The sequence below is a fragment of the Mycobacterium sp. genome (assembly GCF_052144515.1).
GTDB lineage: Bacteria > Actinomycetota > Actinomycetes > Mycobacteriales > Mycobacteriaceae > Mycobacterium.
Window position 1 is genome coordinate 1 of sequence record NZ_JBKQQD010000147.1, and the last position, 25,721, is coordinate 25,721.

At 67.1% G+C, this 25,721-nt stretch carries 26 protein-coding genes; 11 read left to right on the forward strand and 15 right to left on the reverse strand.

Annotated elements, in window-relative coordinates; translation table 11 throughout:
- The 3 genes from ACLP9N_RS08625 to ACLP9N_RS08635 all read left to right on the forward strand — a co-directional run.
- A partial coding sequence (locus ACLP9N_RS08625) for an RNA polymerase-binding protein RbpA (protein WP_442407110.1) occupies positions 1 to 126 on the forward strand: 126 nt, incomplete at its 5' end.
- Positions 127 to 241: 115 nt separating this feature from the next.
- On the forward strand, positions 242 to 862 hold the full coding sequence (locus tag ACLP9N_RS08630) for an AAA family ATPase (protein ID WP_442407111.1): 621 nt from the start codon (positions 242 to 244) through the stop codon (positions 860 to 862).
- Between the two features lie 106 nt (positions 863 to 968).
- Positions 969 to 1,436, forward strand: a complete 468-nt coding sequence (locus ACLP9N_RS08635; protein ID WP_442407005.1) for a restriction endonuclease — start codon at positions 969 to 971, stop codon at positions 1,434 to 1,436.
- A gap of 135 nt (positions 1,437 to 1,571) precedes the next feature.
- Here ACLP9N_RS08635 and ACLP9N_RS08640 read toward each other — a convergent pair whose 3' ends face one another.
- Entirely contained in the window at positions 1,572 to 1,967 is a 396-nt protein-coding gene (locus ACLP9N_RS08640; protein ID WP_442407006.1) for a hypothetical protein, read from the reverse strand.
- The gene (locus ACLP9N_RS08645; RefSeq protein WP_442407007.1) at positions 1,964 to 5,671 is read right to left on the reverse strand and encodes a PE family protein; all 3,708 of its coding nucleotides are present in this window, start codon (positions 5,669 to 5,671) and stop codon (positions 1,964 to 1,966) included. Before ACLP9N_RS08645 ends, ACLP9N_RS08640 begins: the two co-directional genes overlap by 4 nt.
- 240 nt (positions 5,672 to 5,911) lie before the next feature.
- On the opposite strand from ACLP9N_RS08645, the gene ACLP9N_RS08650 reads away from it, so the two are divergent.
- A complete protein-coding gene (locus ACLP9N_RS08650; RefSeq protein ID WP_442407008.1) occupies positions 5,912 to 7,147 on the forward strand; it encodes a cytochrome P450 in 1,236 nt (411 codons plus the stop codon).
- Here ACLP9N_RS08650 and fadD1 read toward each other — a convergent pair.
- The 8 genes from fadD1 to ACLP9N_RS08690 form a co-directional block, all read right to left on the reverse strand.
- Positions 7,132 to 8,733 carry a fatty-acid--CoA ligase FadD1 gene (gene fadD1, locus ACLP9N_RS08655; protein ID WP_442407009.1) on the reverse strand — a complete coding sequence of 534 codons (1,602 nt, stop codon included), beginning with the start codon at positions 8,731 to 8,733 and terminating at the stop codon, positions 7,132 to 7,134. The genes ACLP9N_RS08650 and fadD1 overlap by 16 nt on opposite strands.
- Positions 8,726 to 9,133 (reverse strand): Zn-ribbon domain-containing OB-fold protein, encoded by a 408-nt coding sequence (locus ACLP9N_RS08660; RefSeq protein WP_442407010.1) that lies wholly within the window; start codon positions 9,131 to 9,133, stop codon positions 8,726 to 8,728. Before ACLP9N_RS08660 ends, fadD1 begins: the two co-directional genes overlap by 8 nt.
- Position 9,134: 1 nt before the next feature.
- Positions 9,135 to 10,337, reverse strand: coding sequence for a thiolase family protein (locus ACLP9N_RS08665; RefSeq protein ID WP_442407011.1), 1,203 nt, complete (start codon positions 10,335 to 10,337; stop codon positions 9,135 to 9,137).
- Complete coding sequence (locus tag ACLP9N_RS08670; protein WP_442407012.1) at positions 10,334 to 10,771, reverse strand: MaoC family dehydratase; 438 nt, start codon at positions 10,769 to 10,771, stop codon at positions 10,334 to 10,336. The genes ACLP9N_RS08665 and ACLP9N_RS08670 overlap by 4 nt, the downstream gene beginning before the upstream one ends.
- Positions 10,768 to 11,271 (reverse strand): MaoC family dehydratase, encoded by a 504-nt coding sequence (locus tag ACLP9N_RS08675; protein WP_442407013.1) that lies wholly within the window; start codon positions 11,269 to 11,271, stop codon positions 10,768 to 10,770. The genes ACLP9N_RS08670 and ACLP9N_RS08675 overlap by 4 nt, the downstream gene beginning before the upstream one ends.
- 8 nt (positions 11,272 to 11,279) lie before the next feature.
- On the reverse strand, positions 11,280 to 12,404 hold the full coding sequence (locus ACLP9N_RS08680) for an acyl-CoA dehydrogenase family protein (RefSeq protein ID WP_442407014.1): 1,125 nt from the start codon (positions 12,402 to 12,404) through the stop codon (positions 11,280 to 11,282).
- 5 nt (positions 12,405 to 12,409) lie between these two features.
- Positions 12,410 to 13,588 (reverse strand): acyl-CoA dehydrogenase family protein, encoded by a 1,179-nt coding sequence (locus tag ACLP9N_RS08685; RefSeq protein WP_442407015.1) that lies wholly within the window; start codon positions 13,586 to 13,588, stop codon positions 12,410 to 12,412.
- A 255-nt stretch (positions 13,589 to 13,843) separates the two neighbouring features.
- Positions 13,844 to 14,197 carry a hypothetical protein gene (locus ACLP9N_RS08690; RefSeq protein WP_442407016.1) on the reverse strand — a complete coding sequence of 118 codons (354 nt, stop codon included), beginning with the start codon at positions 14,195 to 14,197 and terminating at the stop codon, positions 13,844 to 13,846.
- Between the two features lie 393 nt (positions 14,198 to 14,590).
- On the opposite strand from ACLP9N_RS08690, the gene ACLP9N_RS08695 reads away from it, so the two are divergent.
- From ACLP9N_RS08695 to ACLP9N_RS08705, 3 genes are all read left to right on the forward strand, one after another.
- Positions 14,591 to 15,826 (forward strand): cytochrome P450, encoded by a 1,236-nt coding sequence (locus tag ACLP9N_RS08695; protein WP_442407017.1) that lies wholly within the window; start codon positions 14,591 to 14,593, stop codon positions 15,824 to 15,826.
- Between the two features lie 36 nt (positions 15,827 to 15,862).
- Positions 15,863 to 16,012, forward strand: coding sequence for a hypothetical protein (locus tag ACLP9N_RS08700; RefSeq protein ID WP_442407018.1), 150 nt, complete (start codon positions 15,863 to 15,865; stop codon positions 16,010 to 16,012).
- A 623-nt stretch (positions 16,013 to 16,635) separates the two neighbouring features.
- On the forward strand, positions 16,636 to 17,154 hold the full coding sequence (locus tag ACLP9N_RS08705) for a DUF5994 family protein (protein WP_442407019.1): 519 nt from the start codon (positions 16,636 to 16,638) through the stop codon (positions 17,152 to 17,154).
- Positions 17,155 to 17,233: 79 nt separating this feature from the next.
- On the opposite strand, the gene ACLP9N_RS08710 is transcribed toward ACLP9N_RS08705, so the two are convergent.
- From ACLP9N_RS08710 to ACLP9N_RS08720, 3 genes are all read right to left on the reverse strand, one after another.
- A complete protein-coding gene (locus tag ACLP9N_RS08710; RefSeq protein ID WP_442407020.1) occupies positions 17,234 to 17,437 on the reverse strand; it encodes a cold-shock protein in 204 nt (67 codons plus the stop codon).
- A gap of 185 nt (positions 17,438 to 17,622) precedes the next feature.
- Positions 17,623 to 18,906 carry a DEAD/DEAH box helicase gene (locus ACLP9N_RS08715; RefSeq protein ID WP_442407021.1) on the reverse strand — a complete coding sequence of 428 codons (1,284 nt, stop codon included), beginning with the start codon at positions 18,904 to 18,906 and terminating at the stop codon, positions 17,623 to 17,625.
- Between the two features lie 279 nt (positions 18,907 to 19,185).
- The gene (locus ACLP9N_RS08720) at positions 19,186 to 19,800 is read right to left on the reverse strand and encodes a TetR family transcriptional regulator (protein ID WP_442407022.1); all 615 of its coding nucleotides are present in this window, start codon (positions 19,798 to 19,800) and stop codon (positions 19,186 to 19,188) included.
- A 97-nt stretch (positions 19,801 to 19,897) separates the two neighbouring features.
- Between ACLP9N_RS08720 and ACLP9N_RS08725 the strand changes: the two genes are divergently transcribed.
- The gene (locus tag ACLP9N_RS08725; RefSeq protein ID WP_442407023.1) at positions 19,898 to 20,710 is read left to right on the forward strand and encodes an SDR family NAD(P)-dependent oxidoreductase; all 813 of its coding nucleotides are present in this window, start codon (positions 19,898 to 19,900) and stop codon (positions 20,708 to 20,710) included.
- Here the strand turns inward: ACLP9N_RS08725 and ACLP9N_RS08730 are convergent.
- Positions 20,692 to 22,134, reverse strand: a complete 1,443-nt coding sequence (locus ACLP9N_RS08730) for an amidase (RefSeq protein ID WP_442407024.1) — start codon at positions 22,132 to 22,134, stop codon at positions 20,692 to 20,694. The genes ACLP9N_RS08725 and ACLP9N_RS08730 overlap by 19 nt on opposite strands.
- Before the next feature lie 105 nt (positions 22,135 to 22,239).
- Here ACLP9N_RS08730 and ACLP9N_RS08735 point away from each other — a divergent pair, with 105 nt between their 5' ends.
- A complete protein-coding gene (locus ACLP9N_RS08735) occupies positions 22,240 to 23,580 on the forward strand; it encodes a hypothetical protein (RefSeq protein ID WP_442407025.1) in 1,341 nt (446 codons plus the stop codon).
- A gap of 166 nt (positions 23,581 to 23,746) precedes the next feature.
- A complete protein-coding gene (locus tag ACLP9N_RS08740) occupies positions 23,747 to 24,013 on the forward strand; it encodes a hypothetical protein (RefSeq protein WP_442407026.1) in 267 nt (88 codons plus the stop codon).
- 41 nt (positions 24,014 to 24,054) lie between these two features.
- Here ACLP9N_RS08740 and ACLP9N_RS08745 read toward each other — a convergent pair whose 3' ends face one another.
- On the reverse strand, positions 24,055 to 24,513 hold the full coding sequence (locus tag ACLP9N_RS08745) for a winged helix-turn-helix transcriptional regulator (RefSeq protein WP_442407112.1): 459 nt from the start codon (positions 24,511 to 24,513) through the stop codon (positions 24,055 to 24,057).
- Between the two features lie 60 nt (positions 24,514 to 24,573).
- On the opposite strand from ACLP9N_RS08745, the gene ACLP9N_RS08750 reads away from it, so the two are divergent.
- Positions 24,574 to 25,713, forward strand: coding sequence for an acyl-CoA dehydrogenase family protein (locus ACLP9N_RS08750; protein WP_442407027.1), 1,140 nt, complete (start codon positions 24,574 to 24,576; stop codon positions 25,711 to 25,713).
- The last annotated feature ends 8 nt before the right edge of the window (positions 25,714 to 25,721 follow it).

The following is a 25,721-nucleotide window of genomic DNA, read 5'->3' on the forward strand; positions in this document are numbered from 1 at the left end:
CCCAAGAAGGTCAAGGTGCCGCGCACACCCTGGGACATGCTGCGGGAACGCCGCTCGATCGAGGAACTCGAGGAACTGCTCAAGGAACGCCTCGAGATCATCAAGTCAGGCCGCCGCGGCAGCTAGCTTAGCTACCGGCCGGGGTCACGAACCTCGGGCCCAAGCCGACGGGGTGGAGTTGTCAACCGCCGCCACCGGCAGCAATCAGTAGCGGTATCCCATTGGGCACATTTTGGGCACGATGCCCGCTTTGTGTGGTCTAAATACTACGTCTGAGCTGCGCAAATACTTGTGCGCCCTCTATTATCTCGCTCAGATTGACAGTGAGATACTCGATCAGATTGTCACGCGGTTGCGGAGTGTCCTAACAGGATTCGACGGTTTCGAGTTCAACACCACCGAAACCAATAGGATCGGGTTCTCTGCTCGATTCGCGGACGTGCGGGGCCTCGTTCCGGCGGTGAACCTTTCTGACGGCACTCTTAGCCTAATCGGCATGCTCGTCCTTCTATTCAGTGCCGCAAGGCCGCCCGTAATGTTCTTGGAAGAGCCAGAGAACGGCCTCACCCCGCGTTCTACGCGTGCAATCTATGAGGCGGTGCTTGAGGCCGCAAGCCCAGTTGCAGATCGTCGAAGCCAGATCCTCATAGCTTCTCATAGTCCGTTTGTGATCGTCCAAGCGTGGAACGGGGAGGAGCGCGACTTCATCTACCAAATGAAATCGGACGAAGGGATTGCCCGTGTCCGTCCGCTCAAGGAGGCGCTCGAAGCCCAAGGCGTCCAGCTGCGGAAAAAGGGAGGCGAACGTAGCGAATTGGGTCTCAGGACGGCTGATCTTGTGATGGACGGCTACCTTTCCTAGCCCATATCTAGCCCGGATCCCATCGCCTAGTCCCTAGTCGCCGTGCAAGCCCAGCTCCTTCAAGAGTGACCAGACCCACGAATCGCTCGCCCGCAAGGGCGAGACGATGACCACCGCCGAGATGCTTGGCCTACGCATCCGGCACCAGCAGTCCTACTCTAATGAAGGGAAGTGGTCCATATTGACGACAGCATTGACTGCACTGATCAACCAGTTGCCCGAAGACCCCAAGGCCAGGGGTGACAGGTTCGAAGAGCTTTGCCTGTGGTTCTTCAGAAATGACCCGTACTGGAGGCAGAGCTTCGAGCGTGTCGACTCGCGGGCCAAGTCGCCGTACCGTCACATGAAGGCAGACAAGGGCACCGACCTGATCGCCAAGCACATCGACGGAACGCTGTACGCCATCCAGTGCAAGGCGTACCCCAATAGCTCGGTCACCATGCACGGCATGTCTCAGTTCAAGAACGGCCACGCCATTTTCCACTCCGCGATGATCGCGCCCACCGTCGGCCCCGGGTCCAATAAGTTAGGTGCCCAGATCGCCGATTCGTGGCGCACGCACAGCGACGCGTAGGCTCCGCGCGACACCCACCCGCGCATGGGCGAACGCGGAAACCCCTTGGCGCCGCGGAAAACTACACCGCGATCCACGCCGGTCGAGCGGTGTGTGCGCGTGATCGCCAGTGGCGGTGCTGGGCCTACGTACGTTTCACCCCGCGTCGCTGAGTGGCCCATGCTGCCGGCAGGAATCGGCGACCTCGATGTGTGGGGGGCCGATCCTGGTTGATGGCCGCCGGTGCCTGCCAGACGAGTCGTTATGATGCTGATCCGGGGCTCCCGGGTGTGCCGGGGGAACCGCCGGGTCCGCCGCTACCGCCGGCGCCGCCCAGGCCGCCGGTGGCAACGCCCGGCGGATTCGTGATGGCGCCACCGCCGTTGCCGCCGCCCCGCCGTACTCGCCTGATCCCGAGCTGTCGCCGCTGTTGCCGCCGGTGCCGCCGTTACCCGATGTCGCCCCGCCCAAGCCGCCAGCCCCGCCGTTGCCGCCGACCTGCCCGACGCCGCCGACGCCGCCGGTGCCGCCGTTAGGGCACGCCGCGATCATGCGGCACCGCCGGTGCCGCCGGTGCCTTTGCTGCCGCCGGTGCCGCCGGCCCCGCCGGTGACACCGCTGGGGGCGCCGCCGTTGCCGCCGGTGCCGCCGGCCCCCCCTGCGTTGCCGGTGGTGCCGCCGGCCGCACCGTAGCCGCCGTGCCCGCCTTCGGCGCCATTGCCGCCGTGGCCGCCTGTGCCACCGCTGCCGGTGCCGCTGCCGGTGCCGCCGGTGCCGCCGACACCGCCGCCGCCACCGGCGCCGCCGCTGCCACCCTTGCCGGTGGTGCCACCCTCGCCGCCGCCGCCGCCGCGGCCACCATTGCCGCCGGTGCCACCGCTGCCGCCGCTGCTATTGCCGCCCCCGGCGTGCCCGCCGGCACCGCCGTTGCCGGCGGTGCCGCCGGCCCCGCCGTTGCCGCCGGCGCCGGCGGCGCTGGTGTTGCTGTCACCCTGGCCTCCGCCGCCGCCGGCGCCGCCGGTGCCCCCGACGCCGGCCGGGTAGCTGCTGCTGCCGGTGCCGGTGCCGGCCGCGCCGGCATTGCCGCCCGTACCGCCATTGCCGCCGGCCCCGCCGTTGCTGCCGCTGCCGGTTTGGGCTTGGTAGAAGGTGTGGCCGGCGCCGCCATTGCCGCCGCCGCCGCCGTTGCCACCTTGGCCGTTGGTACCGCCCTTGGGGGTGCCGCCGCCGGCGCCGCCATTGCCGCCGGCCCCGCCATTGCCGCCGGCATTGGCACCAGCGGCAACGGCGCTGTCGCCCTGGCCGCCGCCGCCGCCGGCCCCGCCGGTGCCCCCGACGCCGGGCCCGAAGCTGCCGCTGCCGATGCCGGTGCCGGCCGCGCCGGCATTGCCGCCCGTGCCGCCATTGCCGCCGGCCCCGCCGTTGCTGCCGCTGTTGGTGGAGTTTTGATAGAAGCTGTGGCCGGCGCCGCCATTGCCGCCGCCGCCGCCGTTGCCACCTTGGCCGTTGGTACCGCCGTTGGGGGTGCCGCCGCCGGCGCCGCCATTGCCGCCGGCCCCGCCATTGCCGCCGGCATTGGCACCAGCGGCAACGGCGCTGTCGCCCTGGCCGCCTCCGCCGCCGTCGCCGCCCCGGCCACCCAGGCCGGCCGCGCCGCCGCTGGCGGCCGCGCCGGCATTGCCGCCGGTGCCGCCGTTGCCACCATTGCCGCCATTGCTGCCGCTGTTGGTGGAGTTTTGATAGAAGCTGCCGCCGTTGCCGCCGCCCCCACCGGCACCGCCGCTGCCGCCGTTGGGGCTGGTGGCGCTACCCGCGGCGCCGTTGCCACCGGCCCCGCCGACGCCGCCGTTGCCGGTGCCGCTGCCGTTTCCGCCGTTGCCGCCGTTACCGCCGCTGGCGCCGGGGGTCGTGGGGCTGAAGCCGTTGCCGCCGTTGCCGCCGTTGCCGCCGGTTACCGCGCTGCCCGCCGCGCCGGCCGCACCGACCTTACCACCGCTGCCGGTGCCCGCCGCGCCACCGGTGCCGCCGTTACCGGCGCTGCCGCCACCGGCGGTGCCGCCGTTACCGCCTTTACCGCCGTTGGGGTTGGCGGCCGTACCCGCGGCGCCGGTGCCGCCGTTGCCGCTGCCGCCGGCATTGCCGCCGTGGCCACCGGTCCCACCGTTACCGGCGTTGCCCGCGGTACCGTGCGCGGCCGTGCCGGCCGCCCCACCTTGGCCGCCGGCCCCGCCGGTGGCCCCGTTACCGCCGTTACCGGCACCGTTGCCGCCAGCGCCGAAGTTCACCCCGGCCACACCGGCCGCACCGTTCACACCGCTACCGCCGTTACCGCCGACCCCGCCGGAACCGCCGACACCGCCATTACCACCGTTACCCGATAACGAACCGCCCGAGCCGCCGGCACCGCCCTTGCCGCCGGTCCCACCGGCGCTGCCGGTACCGCCCACACTGGTCGCGGTGCCCGCGGCGCCTTGCGCGCCCGCCCCGCCGGTGCCGCCGTTACCGCCCGCACCGCCGTTGCCCGCCGAACCCACGCTGCCGCCGCTGCCGGAGCCGGCCGCCCCGCCCGCACCCGCGGCCCCGCCTTGCCCGCCGGTGCCGCCGTTGCCGCCGACCTGGCTGGCCGAGCTCGACGCCCCACCGGTGCCGCCGTTGCCGCCGACCCCGCCGGTGCCGCCGGTGCCACCGTTGCCCGCGACCCCACCGGTGGCCGCCGTCCCGCCGACCCCACCGATACCGCCGGTACCGCCGTTGCTGCCGGTACCGCCGATGCTGGCCGCCGCACCCGTAGCGCCCGCAGCGCCCGCCCCACCGTTGCCGCCCCGACCGCCGGTACCCCCGTTGCCCACCGCCCCGGCCTGACCGCCGCTACCACCGGCCGCCCCACCGGAACCCGCGGCCCCACCGTGCCCGCCGGTGCCACCGTTACCGCCGGCCAGGCTGGCCGAGCTCGATGCCCCACCGGTACCGCCGTTGCCGCCCAACCCGCCAGTGCCGCCGGTACCGCCATTGCCCGCCACCCCACCCGCGACCGCCGCACCGCCGGCCCCACCGGTACCGCCAGCCCCACCGGCCCCACCGGCTGGGCCGGTCGCACCCGAGGTGGTGGCCGCCGCGCCCGCACCACCGGTGCCACCCTTGCCAGCGACCCCACCGGTGCCGCCGTGGCCGCTGCTCACATGGGCGGCGCCTCCGGCCCCGCCGTTAGCGCCGGTCCCGCCGTTACCGCCGACCCCGGCGTTCGGTAACCCGGACTCCCCGGCACCGCCGGCCCCGCCGCCCCCGCCGGCCCCACCGGCCCCGCCGCTACCCGCCGAAGTTCCGCCCGCCCCGCCGGTCCCGCCGTTCGCGCCAGCCCCACCAGCGCCACCCCCGGTCCCACCGTTGCCGCCGAACCCACCGGCCCCGCCGGTCCCGCCGTTCCCTGTCGTCCCGCCCGACCCGCCGGCCCCGCCGAGCCCGCCGGCCCCACCGGCCCCGCCATTGACCCCCGCCACCCCGCTGGCCGGCAACACCCCCGCACCGCCGGCGCCACCAGCCCCGCCCGGCCCGCCGGGTGCACCATTGAGCAGCGTCGTCCCGTTGGCGTTGGCCCCGACCCCCCCGGCCCCGCCACTCCCGCCGTTACCACCCTGCGAACCGGCGCCCCCAGCCCCGCCGGCCCCCCCGCCCCCCAGCACCCCGTTGAACCCGGCGACCCCGGCCACCCCCGCCGCACCGGCCCCGCCGTTACCGCCATGACCACCCAGCGCCCCGGCCGCCCCACCAGCCCCACCGGCCCCGTCGTTGACCCCCGACACCCCCGCGGCGCCATTGCCGCCGTTGCCGTACAACATCCCCGCCGCCCCGCCATTGCCCCCCGCGCTCGCTGCATTAGCGCCGTTACCCACCAGCGGGCGCCCGATCAGGTCCTTCACCGGGGAAAAGAACGCCAGGCTCTGCGCACCGGCCACCACCGCCGCCAACGGCGAGGCATTGGCCGCCTCCGCGGCCGCATACGCGGCCTCCGCGCTATTCAAGGCATTCGCAAACTGGGCATGAAACGCCGACGCCTGCGCACTCAGCGCCTGAAACTGCTGACCGTGACCGGAAAACAGCGACGCAATCGCCGCCGATACCTCATCCTCAGCCGCAGCGATCACCGCGGTGGTCCGGACCGCAGCCGCCGAATTGGCCGCGCTCAGCGACGAACCGATACCCGCCACATCCGCGGCGGCCGCCGCCATCATGTCCGGAACTGCAAGCACGAACGACATGGCGGTACTCCTATCAGACCATTTCTTGACCATCGGAGATATGAATTTTGTTATGAATTAGACCATCAGTATGTATCACAAGCAATGGCCAGATTTTTGGTTTTCTGCTATCTTTACGCCCCCGTTAAATCTGGCGACAAGCTGAACCAGCCTGCGGCCGTGACGAAGGGACTGGTCCTCGCGCCGGGTGCTGGATGGCGCGGCTAGCATCTCCCAAACAGAAGCCCAAGGAGCAATCCCATGGCCACTCCAAACCTCCCGCCGGGTTTTGACTTCACCGATCCCGAGATCTACGCCCACCGGTTGCCAGTGCAGGAGTTAGCGGAGCTGCGCCGCACGGCGCCGATCTGGTGGAACGAGCAGCCGCCCGATCAGGGCGGGTTCGGCGTCGGCGGCTACTGGGTGGTGAGCAAGCACCGCGACGTCCGCGAGGTCTCGCTGCGTAGCGACGTCTTCTCGTCGGCCAAGAAGTCCATCGTGCCTCGCTACCCGGAAGAGCTGGCGCAGGGCCAGATCGAGGCCGGCCGGACGTCGATGATCATGATGGACGACCCCGAACACAGCCGGCTGCGCAAGATCATCGCCCGCGGCTTCACTCCGCGCGCCGTCGAGCGGCTGCGGGCCGACCTTGGTGAGCGTGCACAGCGAATCGCACAACACGCTGCGGAGGAGGGCTCGGGCGACTTCGTCCTTCAGGTGGCCGCCGAGTTGCCGCTGCAGGCCATCGCCGGCCTGCTCGGGGTTCCGCCGGAAGACCGTGGCAAGTTGTTCGACTGGTCCAACCAGATGATCGGAAGCGACGATCCGGAGTTCGCTCACTACAACTCGCTGACCTCTGCGGGCGAAATGATGTGGTACGCCATGCAATTGGCCGCCCGCAAGGCCGAAGAACCGGGTGACGACATTGTCACCACGCTGATCCAGGCCGACGCCGAGGGCCAAAGCCTCTCCGAGGCCGAGTTCGGCATGTTCGTCGTCACGCTGGCCATCGCGGGCAACGAGACGACCCGCAACTCCATCACGCAGGGCATGATGGCCTTCACCGACAACCCCGACCAATGGGAATTGTTCAAGGCGCAACGACCGAAGACCGCCGCCGACGAGATCATCCGCTGGGCCACCCCGATCACGGCGTTTCAGCGCACCGCACTGGCGGACACCGAGCTCGGCGGTGTGGCGATCAAGGAGGGCCAGCGGCTCGTGCTGTTCTACCGGTCCGCCAACTTCGACGAAGAGGTCTTCGACGACCCGTACACCTTCAACATCTTGCGAGACCCCAACCTACACTTGGGATTCGGCGGCACCGGAGCTCACTACTGCATTGGCGCCAACCTCGCGCGCATGACGGTCGACCTGATGGTCAATGCCATCGCCGACCACATGCCCGACCTGGCCCCGACGGGAGATCCCGAACGGCTGCGCTCACCGTTCATCAACGGCATCAAACACTGGCCGGTCGACTACGCGGGCCAGTGAAAATCGGGGCCCCGTACCTCATTGAATTCGCGCCCCCGCGTGCGACGCTCCCACAGCAGCCCGTCTCCGGCGGTCGGGCCGGCCTTGATGAGCTCGCGCTTGAGGATTTTGTTGGTGGCGGTCCGGGGGAGTTCGGTGTTGATCCGTACATACCTCGGCCACGCCTTCGGTGACAGGTCAGCCTGGGCGGCAAGGAACTCTTCAAAATCCTTGGGCGACAACGCTGCATTGAGCACCAACGCCGCCATCACCTGATCACCCACGTGCTCATCGGGGACCGCGTACACGGCCACCTGGTTGACCTCCGGCAGGCGTTGCAGGATCCGCTCGATCGGTCCCGCCGCGAGGTTCTCCCCGTCCACCCGCATCCAGTCGGCGGTACGCCCGGCCAGATAGATCCAGCCGTCCGCGTCGCGGTAGGCCAGGTCGCCCGACCAGTACATGCCGTGTCGCATTCGCTCGGCGGTGGCGTCGGGATCGTTGTAGTAACCGGTGAACCCGCCCACACCGTAGGTGTTGACCAATTCGCCGACCGCTTCGTCGAAATTGGCGAGCGCACCGTGCTCATCGAAAACCGCTGGCGCGCATTCGGTCACGGTCTCCGGGTGGTACACGCTGACACCCGGATAGCCTTTCCCGATCGAGCCGGGCGGCGTCCCGTCCTCGCGCATCACCACGACGGCGAACTCGCTAGAGCCGAAGCTGTCCGTCACCCGACAACCGAAACGCTTTGCGAATTCGTCGATATCGCGCTCGGTGGCCTCGTTGCCGAAGGCCGCGCGCAGCGTGTTATCGGCGTCGTCGGGACGTTCCGGGGTCGCCAGCAGCAGCGCCAGCGGTTTGCCGACATAGTTCATGTACGTCACGCCATACCTACGGATGTCGGCCAGAAACCGCGACGGCGAAAACTTGGCCGGCACCATCGCGGCACCGCTGTTGATCGCCACCGCCCACCCCGCCGCGACACCGTTGGAGTGAAACAGCGGCATCGCCAGGTAACACACGTCGTCGCCGGTGATCTCAAACCGGTCGACCAGGCTCGCGCCGCACAAGACCGCCATCGCGTGCGCGAAGCGCACCGCCTTGGGGTCACCGCTGGTGCCCGACGTGAAGATCATCGTCACGGGGTCGACGCCTGTGACTTCGTGGGCAACCAGCGGTCCCGCGGCCGTCACCGCGTCACGGTACGCGGCGCTGTCGACGTCCAGGACCGGTACACCGCCCAGGTCCAGTCCGTCGAGCAGCGTCAGGTTGTCGGTGTCGACGAGCACGACTTGGCAATCGGCGCGGCGAATGTCGGCCTCCAGGCCCTCGCCGCGGCGGGTGGTGTTGATCCCGCACAGCACGTAGCCGCCGAGCGCGGCCGCCGCCATCGACCGCAGCATGGCCGGGGAATTGCCCAGCAGCGCGCCGACATGCGACGGCCGGGCGGGGTCAGCGAGCACCAAGCGGGCCGTCAGAAAGGACGCCTCGGCTGACGCCTCGTTCAGGTGCTCACGCCAGGTCCAGGTCCGGTCGCCGTGCATCACCGCGACCGTGTCGTCGGCCATGCGTGAGCGCAGCAGCTGCTGCACTGTCTCAAACATCGGCAGGCCTATACCGCAGCAACGTGACGTCTCCGACGTCGCAGAACACCGGGGACACCCGCATGCCGATACGGATGTCGTCCGGTTCGACGTCGACCAGTTCCGTGCTGACCCGCGGGCCCACGTCCCACTCGACGACCGCGAGCAACTGTGGCACCTTGTCAGCCCACGGCGGACCGGTCGGGCGCCGTGCGACGGTGTAGGTGTACAGCTTTCCCGCGCCGTCGATTTCACGCCACTCCAGATCGTCGACGAGGGTCCCGGGGGCAAGGGTGCGCGGATAGAAGACGTACTTCCCCGCCGACGGCGAATACTGGATCACAATCCGGTGCTCGCGCAACGCATCCCAGAATGGCCGTGATACGGGTGTCGGCTCGGGGACCGGGCAGGGTTCGGTCAACTCAGTCACCCCCTAACACCAGGGCGACCTGCTCGCTCATGATGCCGCCGTTGCCCGTCACGAACGCCGTGTTGCACTCGCCCACCTGCGCTTCGCCGGAGCGGCCCATGATCTGGCGCGCACCATCGACCACGTGATGCATGCCGCCGGCCATGCCCGCCTGCCCGAACGACAGCTGGCCACCAGCGGTGTTGAGCGGGAAGTCGCCGCGGAAGGTCAGGTCGTGCTCGGTCAGCCACTTCGTGCCCTCGCCCTTGCCGCAGAATCCGGCATCCTCGAGCGTCATCAGCACGGTGATTGTGTAGCAGTCATAGATGGACGCGACGTCGACGTCGGCCCGCTGCAGCCCCGCCATCGCGAACGCCTTGTCGGCGGCCCGCGCGATCGGCGTGCGCATGAGATCGTCGGCGTACGTAGGGGTTTTGAACCGGATGTGCTCGCCGAACCCCTTCACCCACACCGGCCGGTGGCGGGCCCGGCGCGGCACGTCGGCGTTGGCGACGAGCACGCCGGCGCCGCCCTGGACGCGCATCACCGTTTCCAGCATGTGGATCGGATCGGCGATCACCGGACTGTTCAACACGTCATCGACGGTGATCGGCTTGCCGTGAAACACCGCACCGGGGTGCGCGCACGCGTTGGCGCGCTGGTGCACCGCGATCGTCGCCAAAGCCGCAGCTTCGTAGCCGAATTCGGCGGCATACCGCTGCGCGATCTGCGCGTACGGGGCGTTCTGGCCGACGTTGCCGTACGGGATCTCGAATTCGGCCTGCGGTGAGCCGTAGTTGTTGCTCGACGCCCCGTACCAGCCCAGTGTTCGCGCGGGCCGCTGCTGCGATCGCGGAATCTCCAACGACCCCGGAACCACCGCCAGCACCGCATCGCACACCCCCAATTCGACCGCCGCCGCCGCCCGCCACACCATGCCGGCCGCGGTTGCACCGCCCAGGTCGACCCGGTCGCCGAAGTCCAGCGGAATACCCAGATACTCCGATAGCGTCGCGGGCGCGAACATGTCCGACTCCACGATGCCGTGGCACGACAGTCCGTTCACCACAGCGGGTTCCACGCCCGCATCCTCGATCACCAGCTTTGCCAGCAAGGCGTACTGGTCCAGCGTGAACGACGGCGGCCGGCTCTGATGGCGTTCGGCCGGCAACTCCGCGATACCGATGATGGCCGCTTCGCCGCGCAGGCCGGTCATCGCGCGCCCCGTAGCGGCAGCGCGACGGTCGCGGTGCCGGGCATCAGCAGGTCGTCGCCGCGCCGGCAGGAGATGTCCAGATCCACCTGCGCCAGGCCGTCCGCTATCCGCTTGCCGGTGACCACACCCCCGAACGTCAGCTCCTGGCCCGGATAGGCGATCGCGCGGTTCTGCACCGAGAATGCCACCAGCCGGCCATCACCGCCGATCCAGTCGGTGAGTGCCCGCGACAGCAACGCCGCCTGCAACGGGCCCTGGACGAGGACGTTGTCGTAGCCTTCGACGTCACGCGCGAAGTCCTTATCGTAATGGATGCGATGACCGTTGTATGTCGCGGCGCTGAAGAAGAACATCTGGGTCTCGGTCACCGTCACGGTCAAAGGGTTTATCGCAGTGCCGGTTTCGACGTCCTCATAACACAGCCCCTCGGTCATGCGGGCCGCGCGATCATCGACATGGTGGCTTCGGCGACCAGCTCGCGGTCCTGATTGCGGTACTCACCCCGCCAGGTCACCAACACGAATCGGCCTGACCTGCCTTCCTTTTCCACGATCGACTCGACGGTGCGCACCATTTCGATCTGGTCGCGGTGATAGGCGGGCAGGTGGAAGGTGGTGCTTTCGCCGCCGGCCATGCGCCGCGGCGCCCGCGGAAAGGAAAGGCTGCCGGTTACCGCGCCGGACGATCCGTCGGGCCGCAGGTCACCCAGGTCGCTCACGCCAAGGACGGCGTACTGCAAAAACAGTGGCGGACAGATAATGTCACGGTAGCCGTGCGCCCGCGCGTATTCGCCGTCGAACCACAGCGGGTTGTGGTCGCCGACGGCTGCAGCCCACCGCTGCCAGTCGCGCCGGTTCACCTCACCGCTGGCGGTCGCCACGACCGTGCCAACGCGCGCAGCGGATTCGGCGTCGATGAGGCTTTCGGAAGTCATCGCTAAGTCTACCAATCCATCTCGTCCGCAAGCCATTTCGCGGCAATATCGGCCCCGCCGCCCAGCGTCGCCAGCACGCGGGCACGCTCGGAGAACAGGTGCAAATCGGTGTCAAGAACGTAGCCCATCCCGCCATGCAGCTGATGGGCGTCGAGCGTGATCTTTTTGACCGCGGCCGCGCGAATCTTGGCGATGGCGGTTTCCCGGGTGGCGGTGCGGCCGCGCCCGATCCAGAACACCGCCGACTGGGCGGCCAGCCGGGCCGCGGTGAGCGCGATGTGCATGTCGGCCACCAGATGCTGGGCGGCCTGGAAGGACGCGATCGGGCGGCCGAATTGTTCGCGCATTTTCGTGTATTCGACCGTGCGCTGCAGCACCGCCTCGGCCACCCCGACCAGATCCAGGCACAGCAATGCCACAGCGGCGTTGGCCACCCGCCGCAGCTCGCGCTCACCGAGGCCCCCGGCGCCGCCCAGGACCCGGCGCTGATCGTCAACCACCACGCCGTCGAATCCAACGGTGAACGCGCGGTGCCCGCCCATCATGGCCAGTGGTTCAACGGAAAGCCCGGGCGAGCCTGCGTCCCCCATGTCCAGGACGAAACCCATTGTCCCACTGCCAGCTTCGGCGCTCACGACGATCAGGTCCGCGAGGTCGGCGTCGGCGACGAAGTCGGCCACGCCGTGCAGCCGCCAACCGTCGCCGTCCTCGCGGGCGCGCAGCGGCGGGGTCAGCACGGAAGCGTCGCGCGGGTTCCACAGCGCGGTAGTTCCCCGCGCGCTCCCCGACGCCAGCGCCGGCAGCCACGTCTCGCGCGCCTCACCTAAGCTCAGCCAATCGACGGCACGAGCTGCGTGCAACGTGCTGTGAATGACCATGGGGCACAACGCATATCCGGCCTCCACGCAGAACACGCCGAGATCGACCAGCCCTCCGCCAGAACCGCCAAGCCCTTCCTCGATGGACAGCCCCAGCACCCCGGCCTCGGCGAGCGCTTTCCACAACCCCGGTGTGATGCGCACGCCGTCGGGGCTGTGCAGAGCGCGGGCGAGCGTGGTCGGGCATTCGGCGGTCAACACGTCGCGACACATGGCGGACAGATCGCGCTGGTCCTGATCGGGAATGAGCCTCATGCCGGTCAACGTCCGTAGGAGGGCATTCCGTGACCGCGCTGGGCGATCACATCACGGAGCACCTCGTTGGTCCCACCCCCGAAGCGCATCAACGGCGACACCCGGTAGAGGCGCTCGAAGAAGCCGTCCAGCGGCGCGTCCGGGCTGCGATGCGCGATCAACCCGTCGGGCCCCAGGATATCGATCGCCAAATCGGCGATCCGCTGGCGCAATTCGCTGGTGAATATCTTCTCGACACTGACCTCGACGGTCGGGATGCGCCCGCAGTCGAGCATCGACGCGGCCTCATAGCCCATCAGCTTTGCGACTTCGACGTCTGTCTCGGCTTGTGCCAGGCGGCGGCGAAACACCGGGTCCTGCGCCGGAACCGAACCGTCGCGTACCGGCCGGGCGGCCAGGGCAACCAGATCGTCGAGCGCCCGACGCAGGTCGCCGGCGTTGGTCAACGCACCGCGCTCGAGATCCAGGGCGCCGGTGATATAGGTCCAGCCCATGTTGACCTCGCCGATCAGGTTGGTTGCCGGTACCCGCACGTCGCGGAAGAACGTCTCGTTGGTCCGGTAGCCCGACCAGGCGTACAGCGGGTGAATCTCGATACCGGGCTGATCGATCGGCACCATGATCACCGAGATCCCGCGGTGACGCGGGGCATCGGGATCGGTGCGCACGCACAGCCACTCATGCGTCGACCGTTGGGCCCCACTGTTCCAGATCTTGGACCCGGTGATCACCCATTCGTCGCCGTCGCGGACGGCACGTGTTCGCAGGCTGGCCAGGTCGGTGCCGGCATTGGGTTCGGAATAGCCGACCGCACAGACGATCTCGCCCCTGGCGATGCCCGGCAGGAACTCCTTCTTATTCCGTTCGGTACCGTGCCGCATGATCATCGGTGCCACGGAGGTGACGGTGAGATCGGGTCCCGGTACACCCCAGTATTCGAACTCGCTCATCAGCAGGTGCTGATGCATGGCGGTGAGTCCCAGGCCCCCGTACTCCGAGGGCCAGTTCAGACCAAACCAGCCGCGCTCCCCGATCTTGCGGCGGAACGCCGACAGCTCACCGCCCTGGTACTCCAGACCGTGCTCGGCCATCTCGGCCCGCAGTGCGGGCGTGACGTTGTCCTCCAGGAAGCGCCGTACCTCTGCCAGCCATGCCCGCTGCTCGTCGTCGAGCTCGAAGTCCACACCGGCGACACTAGTCGCTGAGCGCTAATTCGCTACCGTGGGTTTCGAAAATGTCTCGCCGCGGGGGACCACGTCGGGCGGGAGAGCGAGTCATATTCCTTCGCCACGGCGAGGCCCGAGGCGACTAGGACAAGTTAGTGGCGACGCTCAACGCCCCTGACCCCCACGGTAATTGGTCTCCGCGAGCGTGCGTGTTCGTACAGCGACACGCCGCAAATCCTGACATTTTGCGCACGCTCGGCGCGCGCCGTGCGACTAGAGCAGCGGAGAGTAGGTCGCCTTGACGCGGTCCAACAGATCCTGCGCCCGGCGCTCGTAGTCCGCGATCGTGTCGCGCTGTTCACCGGCTTTCGGCCGCTCAGTAGGCAGGGCGGTGCCGATGTCGAGCGTTCCCGTGTTGCCCCGACCGAGGACGCGCACCAGGTCCGGCAACAGGTTCTCATAGTCACTGATCGCGCCCTGGAAGTCACCGGCTCTCGCACGATCGCGCGCCAGCTGGGCCCGTTTGACCAGGGTTTCCGGGTGCTTCGGGCCGCGAAGGCGGGTGACTTGGGCTAGAGCTTCCTCTGAGGCAATTACGGCGGCCGCGGTCAAACGATCCGGGGGCATCGACGGCTCCTTTCGTGCAATTGTTTGAGGCTAGCCCCTGCCGGGGCGCCCTGCACGATGACGCTTTTGCGCCGGACGGACCATGACAATACGTCGGGTAATTTATGTATGGTGACTCGCCAGATGCGGCTCGATTTAAATCGGTTCGGGTATCAACAAGCCCGGTGAGCAATCGACGTCGTTGACAGTCGGCGACCGCGGCCATACATTACGTGAATGTTGTCCGCGGCCTCTGGCTCAGCGGAACCGCACTGCATCGGGCGGGCAGGTGAACGATTGAGTTTGACCGCGATCAGCAACCCCACGGGTCGTGCGTGGCGGACCGCGGGCTTGATGCTGATGTCCGTGCCCAGCGCGGCAATACCGTAGCGTAATACGACCCTAGGAGGCGTCATGCCCGTCGGTACCGCTCCCGCAAGCGTTTTCGACGCCGATCTGCCGGCACTCAAGTATGAGCAAACCGAAACCCCTGCGGAGATCTATCCCCGCCTCCAGGCGGCCCAACAGCTGGCCCCAATCGCGCTCGGACCGTACGGACCCGAAGTGCTCTCCTACCAACTGGTCCGTTCGGTTCTGCGGGACACCCGGTTCCAGATCCCACCGGGCCTGAATCTCCTTGTGCAGGGCATTACTTCGGGTCCGCTATGGGACAAGGTGGTCAACAGCTTGCTGTGCCTGGAAGGCGATGCACACCATCGGCTGCGCAGTCTGACGTCCAAGGCATTCACGCCCCGAGCGACCCTGCGCCTGCACGACACCATGGTCGAGATGATGAACGGTCTGGTCGATGGAGTCGCTGACGCGGGCCGCTGCGACGTCGTCACCGACCTCGCGCGCCCCTACCCCGTCCCGATCATCTGCGCGTTGCTCGGCGCGCCCCGCGAGGATTGGCAACAGTTTTCGTTGTGGGCCGACGATGTCTTCAAGGCCTTCACCTTCACCGTAGGGGTGCGCGAAATCGAGCCGGTCGTCATGCGCGCGTGGGGACAGCTCGACGAGTACGTCGACGACATGGTGGACCGGCGCCGGCACAGCCTGACCGACGACCTGCTCTCCGACCTGATTCGCGCCGAGGACGACGGCGATCGCCTCAACCCCGCCGAACTGCGCATGCTCGCGGGCGGCCTGCTGTTGGCGGGGACGGACACCACCCGCAACCAGTTGGCCGCATCGGTGCACGTCCTGTGTGAGCATCCGGAGCAGTGGAAGCTGCTCAGGGAGCACCCCGAACTGGCGATGCACGCGGTCGAGGAAACCATGCGCCACTCGCCGATCGTCTGCGGAACCCTTCGCCTGGTTGTCGAGGATGCCGAGCTCGACGGCTATGTATTCCCCGCTGGCACGATGGTTCTGGTGAATACCGCTGCGGCCAACCGTGATGCCGCTGTCTACGACGAACCGGACCGCGTCGACATCACGCGCGAGGGAGCGCCGGCGATATTGACTTTCGGGGGCGGCATCCACTACTGCCTGGGCGCCAACCTGGCCAGGCGTGAGCTCGCCGAGGCGCTGAACGTCCTCGCGGGCCGGTTGCTGAACCCGCGCATCGCCGGGCCGGTTCCGTGGAAGCCAATGATGAGCCTGAGCGGGCCGACGAGTCTGCCGATCGAGTTCGACACGGAGCGATAGTCGCCGGCCGCACGGCACTCGCGTAGGGTCCGGAAGGTGACTGCGCGCGAGACACTCGACGGCAACGTACTTGTGTTAGCGGACAACTTCATCAGGGCCGAAAGCGATCAATATTCCAGCAACGTCGTCAAGGACGGCGGATTCGGCAAGTTTGCGGCCGACTTCGGCGAAACCAGTTGGTATTGATGCGGGCCAATTGCAAACACAAATTCTCTTGTGCCGCAGAATCTCTCGGGATCAGCCCACTATCGCTGACCATCGATTGAGTTCCGGAGGTTTGCAGGAGCCGGCGTAAACCCTGGCTGCTGGAATGTGGCTGGAATCAGATTCGCCGGTGCAGCTATCTGCTGCCCCGGCCGATGCGGGGTTTTGTCAACAGAGGATTGCCCGCAGCCGCGCATGCGCCGACGCCCCGGGATCCGGATTGCGGATTATGCGCGGCTAGTGGCTTACCCAGTCGCTGCCAGCGCCATAGCCACTAGGGTGTACTATTAGGAGTGGACCGTTTCGCGTTAGCGGTGATCCCCATCGTAAATGCATTACGAAAAGATCAGCGTGCGATTCGCTCCCACCGCGATCGTGTAGCCCGTTCTACCACAATATAGCCGGGCCGACTCTGCTAATTGGTAAAGGACATAGTCCATGGATTTTCTCAACTTGTTTTCTCACCCCCAGGAGCCTGAGTTTGTTTCTTCTGGCGACACCTCAACAGGGCCAGTGGAGCACCCCACTTTCTCGGACCGGCCCGACACGAATGCTCCGGGCGCCAAGTCGGCATCACCGTGAACGGCACGAGGGGGTCGCGGCGCTTGGCCGGTCCCGTGCGAATCGCCCTAGCCACCCTCCTGGGCAGCGACATTGATGGGGCGTGGTGGCCACGCACAGCTTCGGTCGCACGCGAACTGCCCGAGCTCATCGAGGCTTTGCATCGACCGCTGGGCGAAATCATCCATATCAGCATCAACTGGTCGTCGACGGAGCGGGCGGCTGATCTGGACTCGATGAGCTACGGCGGGAAGTCGATGCCCTGTTGGCGCGACCAGCGTCAACGCATCATGGTGATCGCAGGTCGTCGCGCTCGCGCGAAGCTGTTGGTTGTGCCGCACATGACGACGCCAGCCCTTGGCTGGATGGTCTTACGCCGGGCGGCCGCTGTACCGATTCCTGATGCAGAACAAGACAGCCAGGTGCTTCACACCGCCGACGTCGTCATGCGTGCCGCGCAGGTCGAAAGTGCATCATGGGCAACTCGAACGCTTAGCGCTCAAGTTGCCGAAAGCCGAACGGCGCCAGGGTTGCACAACCGCGAGCCGTCTCCCAAGGGCTAGGAACAGCCTAGAAAGACCATTGGGCTGGTGCGCCATCGCACACCAGCCCAATGGTTATGTGTGGTCAGCTAGACCTCAGCTATACCGAGGTCACTCCGACGGCCTGGGGCCCTTTCGGCCCTTGCTCGATGTCGAATTGGACGCGCTGGTTGTCCTCGAGCGTGCGAAAGCCGCTGCCTTGGACCTCGGAATAGTGGACGAAAACGTCCTTCCCGCCCTCATCAAGAGCGATGAAGCCAAAGCCCTTTTCGCCGTTGAACCATTTCACAGTTCCCTGTGCCATTTAACTTAACTTCTCTCATTCAGCGGATGAACCAAAAACATCCGAATCCTCAGTATACACGAATAATAGTGGAAAATTATTTGGGCGATCACGCGTGGAAATCTTCGCGCGGCCTTGTTTCGACGATCGGCCAAACATGGATACGCCTCCGATAGCAGGCGCTGCCACCCCGTCGCGTCCGCTGGCTAGCGAGTGCTCCGTTGTGGGCGGCTGGACCGGCGACGACGTCGTTGGCCGGCGACATCCGATCGACGACCTTGGGACGGTTGCGGCGGGGCGGCCTTGGGTGCGGGAGCCTGGTAGCGGGCGGGCTCACCAACCAGCGCATGCACGGCGGGTGAATCGGCGGCCACCAACTGTGGAGTGACATCGATACCGGCCCTGCGCAGCAACGCCTGGGTGTCCTTGCGCTGCTCGGGCAACACGACCGTGACCACGTCACCCGCGTTTCCGGCCCGCGCCGTGCGCCCGGAACGATGGAGATAGGCCTTGTGTTCGCTGGGCGGATCTATGTGGACCACCAACTCAACCTCGTCGACGTGCACTCCACGTGCGGCGATATCGGTCGCCACCAAAACCCGGGTCTCGCCCGCGGTGAACGCGGCCAGATTGCGATCGCGCGCGGGCTGAGACAGGTTGCCGTGCAAATCAACTGAAGGAATCCCTGATTCGGTGAGCTGCTTGGCGAGCTTGCGGGCGTGGTGTTTGGTGCGCATGAACAGAATGCGGCGCCCGGTGCCGGAGGCGAGCCGATGGACAAGCTCCTTCTTGGCGTCAACACCGGCGACGTGGAAGACGTGATGGGTCATTGCGGACACCGGCGAGTTGAGTTCATCCACGGAGTGCGAAACCTGGTTTTGGAGGAATCGCTTGACGAGTTTGTCGACTCCGTTGTCGAGGGTTGCGGAGAACAGCAGCCGCTGACCACCCGTCGGTGTGGCGGCCAGGATCCGCGTGACGCCCGGCAAGAAGCCGAGATCGGCCATGTGATCCGCTTCGTCGATCACGGTGATCTCGACGGCGTCGAGGCTGATCAAACGTTGCTTCATCAGGTCCTCGAGCCGACCCGGGCAGGCCACCACGATGTCGACGCCGGATCTGAGTGCGGCCACCTGCCGGGATTGGGGGACGCCGCCGAAGATCGTCGTGACCCGCAGGTTGTAGCAAGCTGCCAACGGTTGCAGCGTCGCGGTGATCTGGGTGGCCAACTCACGAGTGGGTGCCAGCACCAAACCCGACGGTCGCGACGGACGTCGCTGGTGGTCGGAGAGCCTGCTGACCAACGGAATCGAGAACGCAAGCGTCTTTCCGCTGCCCGTCTTGCCCCGGCCGAGAACATCACGGCCGGCGAGGGTATCGGGGAGGCTCTCGACCTGAATTGGGAACGGCTGCGTGATGCCTCCCGCGGTGAGCACGCTGATCAGTGCTGGTGGCACGCCAAGATCAGCGAAAGTCTTGTCTGTAGTCAATTTTCGGTGCCTTTCCGGCATCGGGTGTGCCTGGTGTCGTCGCGACGGTTCGCGCGCCAATGTCAGCACAATGTGGCGAGATTGCCGGTGGGCAAAATCGTTCGCCGCGAGACGAGTAGTGCTGGATGCACGGATCATCTGAAATCGGTGCCAGCCCGGAATTCGGGGCGGCGCCGGTGGAGGATGAGGAAGCGTTCCACGACGTGTTGGCATCTGTTGTCGTGAGGCCAACGTTATCGACAGCATAGCGCACGGCCGTCCTCGGCCAACAATCGCCGGTCAACGGCGCGAGCTGAAACTGTCGACCAGCGCGACCAAGGTGTTCATGCGCCGTTCGTAGGCCCGGCGAGCCCGGGTCGGACTGTCTATCAGCGAACCGAGGTCCTTCAGCCCGTCGGTCGTGGCGACCAGAACAGCGGCAAGGTCGTCGGCGTCGACGGTTTCGGGCAAGTCACCTTCGGCCTGCGCCTGTCTGATGAGTCCGGCGACGAGACCGACCCAGGTGCGCATGTGGTCGCGGACCACATCGCTGACACCGCCGACGCGGGCCAGGTCGCGGGTGAGCCGAGACACGCTGAACGCGCTGGGGTCGCGGTGAACCTTCACCAACGCAGAGGCGACCGCACGCAGCTGGTCGAACGCGCCCGGCTCGGCGCTGATCGCCTGTCGCACCGAATCAATCCACTGCCGCTGCTTCTCCTCGATGACTGCAAGCGCGAGTTGTTCTTTGGAGGAGAAGTGAAAGTAGAACGCTCCCTTGGTCAGTCCGCTGCGCGTGATGAGCTGAGCCATCGTGGTCTCGGCGTAGCCGCGTTCGGCGAACACCTCGGCCGCGATCTGCAGCAGAAACGCGCGGGTGGCGGCGCCCTTCGGGGTGACTGCGGGTGATGACACGCCGTGACCTTAGCAGAAACCAACCGGGCGGTATCACTAGACATACCGAGCGGTCGGTTTTATTGTCATCGGTGGGCACTTCAGAAAGGTGACAACCATGGACTACACAGGCCAGCGGGCATTGGTGACGGGCGCTTCTTCGGGGATCGGAGCGGTGTTTGCACGGGAACTCGCGCGGCGCGGCGCCGATCTGGTGCTGGTCGCCCGATCCGAGGGGAAACTCGCCGACCTCGCCGAAGAACTGAGCGGCTCGTATGGCGTGGCCGCCGAAGTCGCGGCCGCCGATCTGGCCAAACCGTCGGCGGCCGCCGAGCTGGCCGAGTCGCTGCTGGCACGCGATTTGCGGATCGACATCCTGATCAACAACGCCGGGTTCGGCCTATTCGCGCCGGTTTACGAGGCCGATCACGCCACGCTGGCCGACATGGTCCGCCTCAACGTCGAGGCGCTGGTGGACCTGACGCGCGTGTATCTGCCGGGCATGCTCGAACGCGACCGCGGGGCGATCGTCAACGTCGGTTCGACGGCGGGATTTCAGCCGGTCCCCTACATGGCGGTCTACGGCGCGACCAAGGCCTTCGTGCTGTCGTTCACCGAGGCGCTGTGGGCCGAGACCCGCGGCACCGGCGTGCGGGTGACCGCGCTCTGTCCCGGATCGACCGACACCGGGTTCTTCGATGTCGCCGGCGACGACGCGCAAGTTGGCCACCGCATCTCCCCAGAAAAGGTGGTGCAGGCCGCATTTCGTGCCCTCGACCGGCGGGCCAGCACCGTCGTCACCGGCGGCTTGGAAAGCTGGATGTTGACCAATTCGTCGCGGCTGGCACCACGTCAACTAGTGGCGCGGATAGCCGAGCGGACCATGCGGCCGAACAAAAGGCAGGCGGTGAATCAGGGGATCGCCGGGTGAAACGACGACCAGGGGTGAGCCGATTCCAGTTGGGCGGCAACGCGAATGAGGACGTCCTCATGCCCGTAGCCGGCGGCGAGCTGGATTCCGATCGGTAGGCCCTCGGCGTTGCGGTACAGCGGCAGGTTGATCGCCGGCTGCCCGCTCATGTTGAACGGCGGCGTGAAGGCGGCGAACTGACCGGCCCGACGCATCGGTGCGGTGGGATGCTCGGGATTGTTCTCGAATTCCGTTAGCAGCGGCGGTGGTTCGGCGACCGTCGGCGTCAGCAGCAGATCCCACCCGTCGGCCCACCACTGCTGCAGTGCACGCCGGAAGGCCCACCCCTCGGCCTCGGCGATGGCGTAGTCGACGGCGGTCAACCGCCGCGCCTGCTCGATGTGGGCCCAATTCACCGGCTCGATGTCGTCCGCGGTCACCTCACGGCCGAGTGTCGCACTGAATCCGCGCGCCGCCATCGCCATCTGAGTTGCCCACAGCGCCATGAACTTCTGCGGCAACGTGTCGTCGGCGAGACACGCGGGCCAGGCCGGCTCGACGATGTGCCCGAGTCCCTCCAGCATCGACGCCGAGGCACGCACCGCCGAGACGCAGTCCTCGTGCAGGAATTCGCCGCGCGGATGGACGTCAAGCAGCCCGATGCGTAATCGCCCGGGGTCGGCGCCGACCTCTTCGAGGTATGGCCGCTGCGGCGCCGGTGCGATGACGGTGTCGCCGATACCGGGACCGCGCACCGCGTCGAGCAGTCCCGCCGTGTCGCGCACCGTGCGGCTGACGCACAGTTCGACCCCCAGACCGACCTCGGCGCGTGCCGGCCCGACCGTGATCCGCCCCTGGCTCGGCTTGAGCCCCACCAGCCCGCAGCACGAAGCCGGGATGCGAATGCTTCCGCCCCCGTCCGATGCGTTGGCGACGGGGACCATCCCGGCGGCCACCGCGGCTGCGGCGCCGCCGCTGGATCCGCCCGGTGTGCGCTCCAGCGCCCACGGATTGTGGGTCGCACCCCAGGCGAGCGGCTGCGTCGTCGGCAGGCTGCCCATCTCGGGGCTGTTCGTCCGCCCGGCGATGACCAGCCCGGCCGCCTTGAACCGGGCCACCAGCGTTGTGTCTGCGGTGTCGATCTTGCCCGCCTCTTTGAGCGCCACATTGCCGTTGGACAGGGTCTGACCCGCGAAGCTCGTGTAGAGGTCCTTGAGCAGAAACGGGACGCCGCGAAACGGGCCGTTGGACAGGTCCGGATCGGCGACCACCGACCGGGCGTGATCGAACCACTCGATGACCACGGCGTTCAACGCCGGGTTCGACCGCTCGATCCGCTGGATCGCCGCCTCCAAGAGCTCGCTGGGCGTGACCTCGCCCTTGGTCACCAGCGCCGCCTGGTCCGTGGCATCCATCCACCGTGTCTCATCGGCTAGAGCAGTCATGGTTTTCGGTTTATCACGTGGGGTCGACGCCGCCCCGAGTCGCGGTAGGGATCGATCACCTCTAGGCTCACTATTCGGGGTCTTAGCTGGGGGGCTTACTGATGTATGTCACTAAGGGCTCACTTGTCTGAACGCAGGGTTGCAATATTGGCTTTGGCCGCGTGTTTAGCGGCCTCCTGTTCAGCGACGAGTGCGCCCCCGCCCGCGGCCAAACCGACCACCTACGCCCCTCCCACCACCGCCGCCAGCAAGGTGGCCCCGCCGCCTACCGAGACAAGCCCGCTGGCGAAAGATTGGAAAAGCTACGGCGGGACCGCCTACTTCGGCTGTCCCGAGGAATTCACCGTCAGCAAGTCGGCGCTCAAGGACATCCGCCCCAAAGTATTCGATCCGAAAACAGGGCAGTTCGCCTCACCCGATATGCCCATGATTCCTGCCGACGAGCATGTAACCGGCGCCATGTGCGCGCTGTCGAACACCGTAGACGATATGAAAGTTGTCTATGTGATAACGACTGCCAAACCGGCGCAAGCACCCGCGCCCGAAGTCACCAAGACGACCACGTATTTGTTCGATCTCAAGTCGAGCCAGCCGCTGGCCACCAAAGAACTGCAACCGCCTACTCCCGACCTGAAGTTGACGGCAGCGAACGAATGGCGGCTCTCCGCGACCAGAAGCGGCGTGGCATTGGTCAACGCCTTCACCGATGGACACGGCCCGGTGGCGGCGCCGCGGACCGTGATTCTGTCCAATACCGACCTGTCGATGATGTGGAACGATCCGCAGCCAGGTCAGGTTTGGCAGGATGTTCTTTCGTTCCAACGGAATATCACCGCCGGCAAGACGTCGGGAGCCGAGCTGCGACTGCCGACGGGCGAGCCGGTATTTCAGGACAACGACATCTGGACCGTCGACGCCGAGCTGTCTGACGGGCCGGACAAGCTGGTCAAGCTCTCCCGCAGGGATTCTGACAGCCCTTCGGTCGTGTCGACGATGTTCTACGACTTGAACTCCAAATCCCTCATAAAGTTCGGCGATTCCGAGAAGATTTCCGGTGGCGATTTGATCGCCACCTTGTCGGACGGGAAATTGTTTGTCGACGGTCGCGGTTCGAACAATTCACAGTTCGGGTTCGGAGTCTGGAACCTGGGCACGAAGCAGTGGGATCTGCTGAAGAACAGGGACGAAGCCACCAAAATGGCCATCGCCAAACTGACCTTCTTTGACGACCGGCTCTACGTCACGTACACCAGCGGCACACTGTCGGTGATCGCGTTGCCGGCGGCGAATCAGGTCGCGTCGAGCTGGTCCGTCCGGCCGTTCGGGCGGATCACCGGCTGGACGCTGGTGTGCCGCGGTGAAACAGCGACGTCCAAGGGCGGCGACTGCAAGGAAATCGTGCTGGTCCAAGACGAGGACGGCCGCTACCCCGGCCCCTGGGCCTGACGGTTAGCCGTCCGGCCGGGTAACGAGCGGCGCGATCCACCGCCGAAGAAATGCGGTGTGGCGATCTTGAGCGTGCCCTCGTCGCTGTTCAGCGGCCACGTGCACGCCCAGGCCGTGGTCTTCGCGGTGGAGCTAGCGGTCTTCGCGCTGATAGCACCCGACCCTGGTGCGGCAATGGCTGTTTCTTCGGCATGTGGTCCAACACGGCCATGCGAACCCCGCCGCGCCCAACGTCTTCCTCGGCGTCTTCGGTCCCGTCTACCTTGGCGTACTCGCGGCCCTGTGGATCAGCGCGCTGCCCGGCTACGTCGGGGCCGAGCAGGGGATCACAAGCGACGCAACACCTACGGGAAGTCTGCCGTATGCCGCGTTGTGCTTCGCCCTGGCCGCAGTGTGGGTCGTCATGGGACGAACCGCCGGCCGCCACCGGTAGGCGAAGGAAGCGCCGCAAGGACCCATAGGCCGAACCGCGGCTCAGGTGTAGCCGTCGCCCGGCTCAGGGGTCACGTTCTGGGCGGTGATCTCATCACCGCAGTGCGCGCAGGTCAGCCGTGCATCGGCAACCTGGCCGCAGTCGTTGTGGCGCAGCACAATTGGCGGTCCGTTGGGGTGCGGCAGATGCTCGTCGCCCCATCGCATGAGCGCCACGATCGCGCCGAATAGATCACGCCCGGCGGCCGTGAGCCGGTATTCGTGGCGCTCCGGGTCATGCGAGTACGGCACGCGCTCCAACAGTCCCGCGTCGACCAGCATCCGCAGACGCGACGACAGCGTGGGCCGCGGGATGTTCAGGTTGCGGGCCAGCTGACCGAAGCGGCGAACCCCGAAGAAGGCCTCCCGCAGGATCAACAGCGTCCACCGCTCGCCGACCAGCTCGAGAGCCCGGCCCACGGACTCGCCGTCGAAGCGGTGCGACAGATCAGTGGAGGCCACCATGGTTCAATCATCTTACCGGTTCAATTGCTGAACCCATAGTGGTAACGTAAATGAACCATGACAACGGGCTACGACGACATCGAGGTGACCAGCCGGCGGATCGCCGACGCGGCCTCGAAGATGTGGGCCGAGATCGACTCCGCCCGGCGCCTTCCCGACGAGCTGGTGGAGATGCTCCGCGACAGCGGGCTATTGCGCGCCGGCGCACCGGCGGAGGTCGGCGGGTTGGAACTGCCACCGCAGGTGGGGCTTCGCGCGGCCGAGGAATTGGCGCGCGGCGACGCGTCGACGGGCTGGTGCGTCGCGATCGGGATCACCAGCACCCTGCTCGTCGCCTACCTGCCGCCGTCGAGCCGCGACCAATTGTTCGGCGACGGGCGCGGCCTGGCCGCGGGCGTGTGGGCGCCGCGCGGTAAAGGGCGGTCGGTCGACGGCGGCGTCGTGGTCTCGGGCCGGTGGGCGTTTTGCAGCGGCATCTGCCATGCCGACGTGCTGTTCGCCGGCTGCATGGTCGACGAAGCGTCCGTGCCGTCCGTCGTCGCGCTGCCGACGAAAGACCTTCAACTCCTGGACAATTGGTACACCCTGGGATTGCGCGGCACCGGCAGCCACGACACCGTCGCCGACGAAGTCTTCGCGCCCGCTGACCGGGTCGTGTCGATCTTCGATGGGCCCGTCCTGGACCGGCCCCTGTATCGCTTTCCGCCATTTGGGTTCTTCGCGTTGTCGGTCGCCGCGCCGGCGCTGGGCAACGCGCGCGCGGCCATCGACGACCTCGTGGAATTGGCCGGTGACAAGAGAGGACTCGGGTCGACTCGCACACTGGCCGAACGAGCCGCCACACAGGCGGCGGTCGCGGCCGCCGAGTCGGCCCTGGGCGCAGCAAGGGCGCTTTACTACCAGGCGGTCGACGACGCCTGGCGGGCCAGCCAAACCGGCGACAACCAAGTGCCGGTCTCGGTCGAACTGCGAAATCGAATGCGCCTGGCCGCAACCCACGCCGCGCGAACATCGGCCGACGTGGTCCGCACCATGTACGACCTCGCAGGCGGCAGCGCGATCTACGACACCTCGCCGCTGCAGCGACGGTTCCGCGACGCGTTCACCGCCACGGCCCACTTCCAGGTCAACGAGGCGTCACGCGAGCTTCCCGGCCGGATCCTGCTGGGCCAGCGCGCCGACACTACAACGCTGTGAAAACGCTT

Excerpts from the sequence above, each read along its gene's own strand:
- ACLP9N_RS08650 (WP_442407008.1), top strand. The coding sequence starts at position 5,912 with ATGGCCACTCCAAACCTCCCGCCGGGTTTTGACTTCACCGATCCCGAG.
- ACLP9N_RS08710 (WP_442407020.1), bottom strand. The coding sequence starts at position 17,437 with ATGGCACAGGGAACTGTGAAATGGTTCAACGGCGAAAAGGGCTTTGGC.
- ACLP9N_RS08680 (WP_442407014.1), bottom strand. The coding sequence starts at position 12,404 with ATGAGGCTCATTCCCGATCAGGACCAGCGCGATCTGTCCGCCATGTGT.
- ACLP9N_RS08735 (WP_442407025.1), top strand. The coding sequence starts at position 22,240 with ATGTCACTAAGGGCTCACTTGTCTGAACGCAGGGTTGCAATATTGGCT.
- fadD1 (WP_442407009.1), bottom strand. The coding sequence starts at position 8,733 with ATGTTTGAGACAGTGCAGCAGCTGCTGCGCTCACGCATGGCCGACGAC.
- ACLP9N_RS08645 (WP_442407007.1), bottom strand. The coding sequence starts at position 5,671 with ATGTCGTTCGTGCTTGCAGTTCCGGACATGATGGCGGCGGCCGCCGCG.
- ACLP9N_RS08750 (WP_442407027.1), top strand. The coding sequence starts at position 24,574 with ATGACAACGGGCTACGACGACATCGAGGTGACCAGCCGGCGGATCGCC.
- ACLP9N_RS08630 (WP_442407111.1), top strand. The coding sequence starts at position 242 with ATGCCCGCTTTGTGTGGTCTAAATACTACGTCTGAGCTGCGCAAATAC.
- ACLP9N_RS08725 (WP_442407023.1), top strand. The coding sequence starts at position 19,898 with ATGGACTACACAGGCCAGCGGGCATTGGTGACGGGCGCTTCTTCGGGG.
- ACLP9N_RS08640 (WP_442407006.1), bottom strand. The coding sequence starts at position 1,967 with ATGATCGCGGCGTGCCCTAACGGCGGCACCGGCGGCGTCGGCGGCGTC.
- ACLP9N_RS08730 (WP_442407024.1), bottom strand. The coding sequence starts at position 22,134 with ATGACTGCTCTAGCCGATGAGACACGGTGGATGGATGCCACGGACCAG.
- ACLP9N_RS08695 (WP_442407017.1), top strand. The coding sequence starts at position 14,591 with ATGCCCGTCGGTACCGCTCCCGCAAGCGTTTTCGACGCCGATCTGCCG.
- ACLP9N_RS08690 (WP_442407016.1), bottom strand. The coding sequence starts at position 14,197 with ATGCCCCCGGATCGTTTGACCGCGGCCGCCGTAATTGCCTCAGAGGAA.
- ACLP9N_RS08635 (WP_442407005.1), top strand. The coding sequence starts at position 969 with ATGACCACCGCCGAGATGCTTGGCCTACGCATCCGGCACCAGCAGTCC.
- ACLP9N_RS08665 (WP_442407011.1), bottom strand. The coding sequence starts at position 10,337 with ATGACCGGCCTGCGCGGCGAAGCGGCCATCATCGGTATCGCGGAGTTG.
- ACLP9N_RS08675 (WP_442407013.1), bottom strand. The coding sequence starts at position 11,271 with ATGACTTCCGAAAGCCTCATCGACGCCGAATCCGCTGCGCGCGTTGGC.
- ACLP9N_RS08670 (WP_442407012.1), bottom strand. The coding sequence starts at position 10,771 with ATGACCGAGGGGCTGTGTTATGAGGACGTCGAAACCGGCACTGCGATA.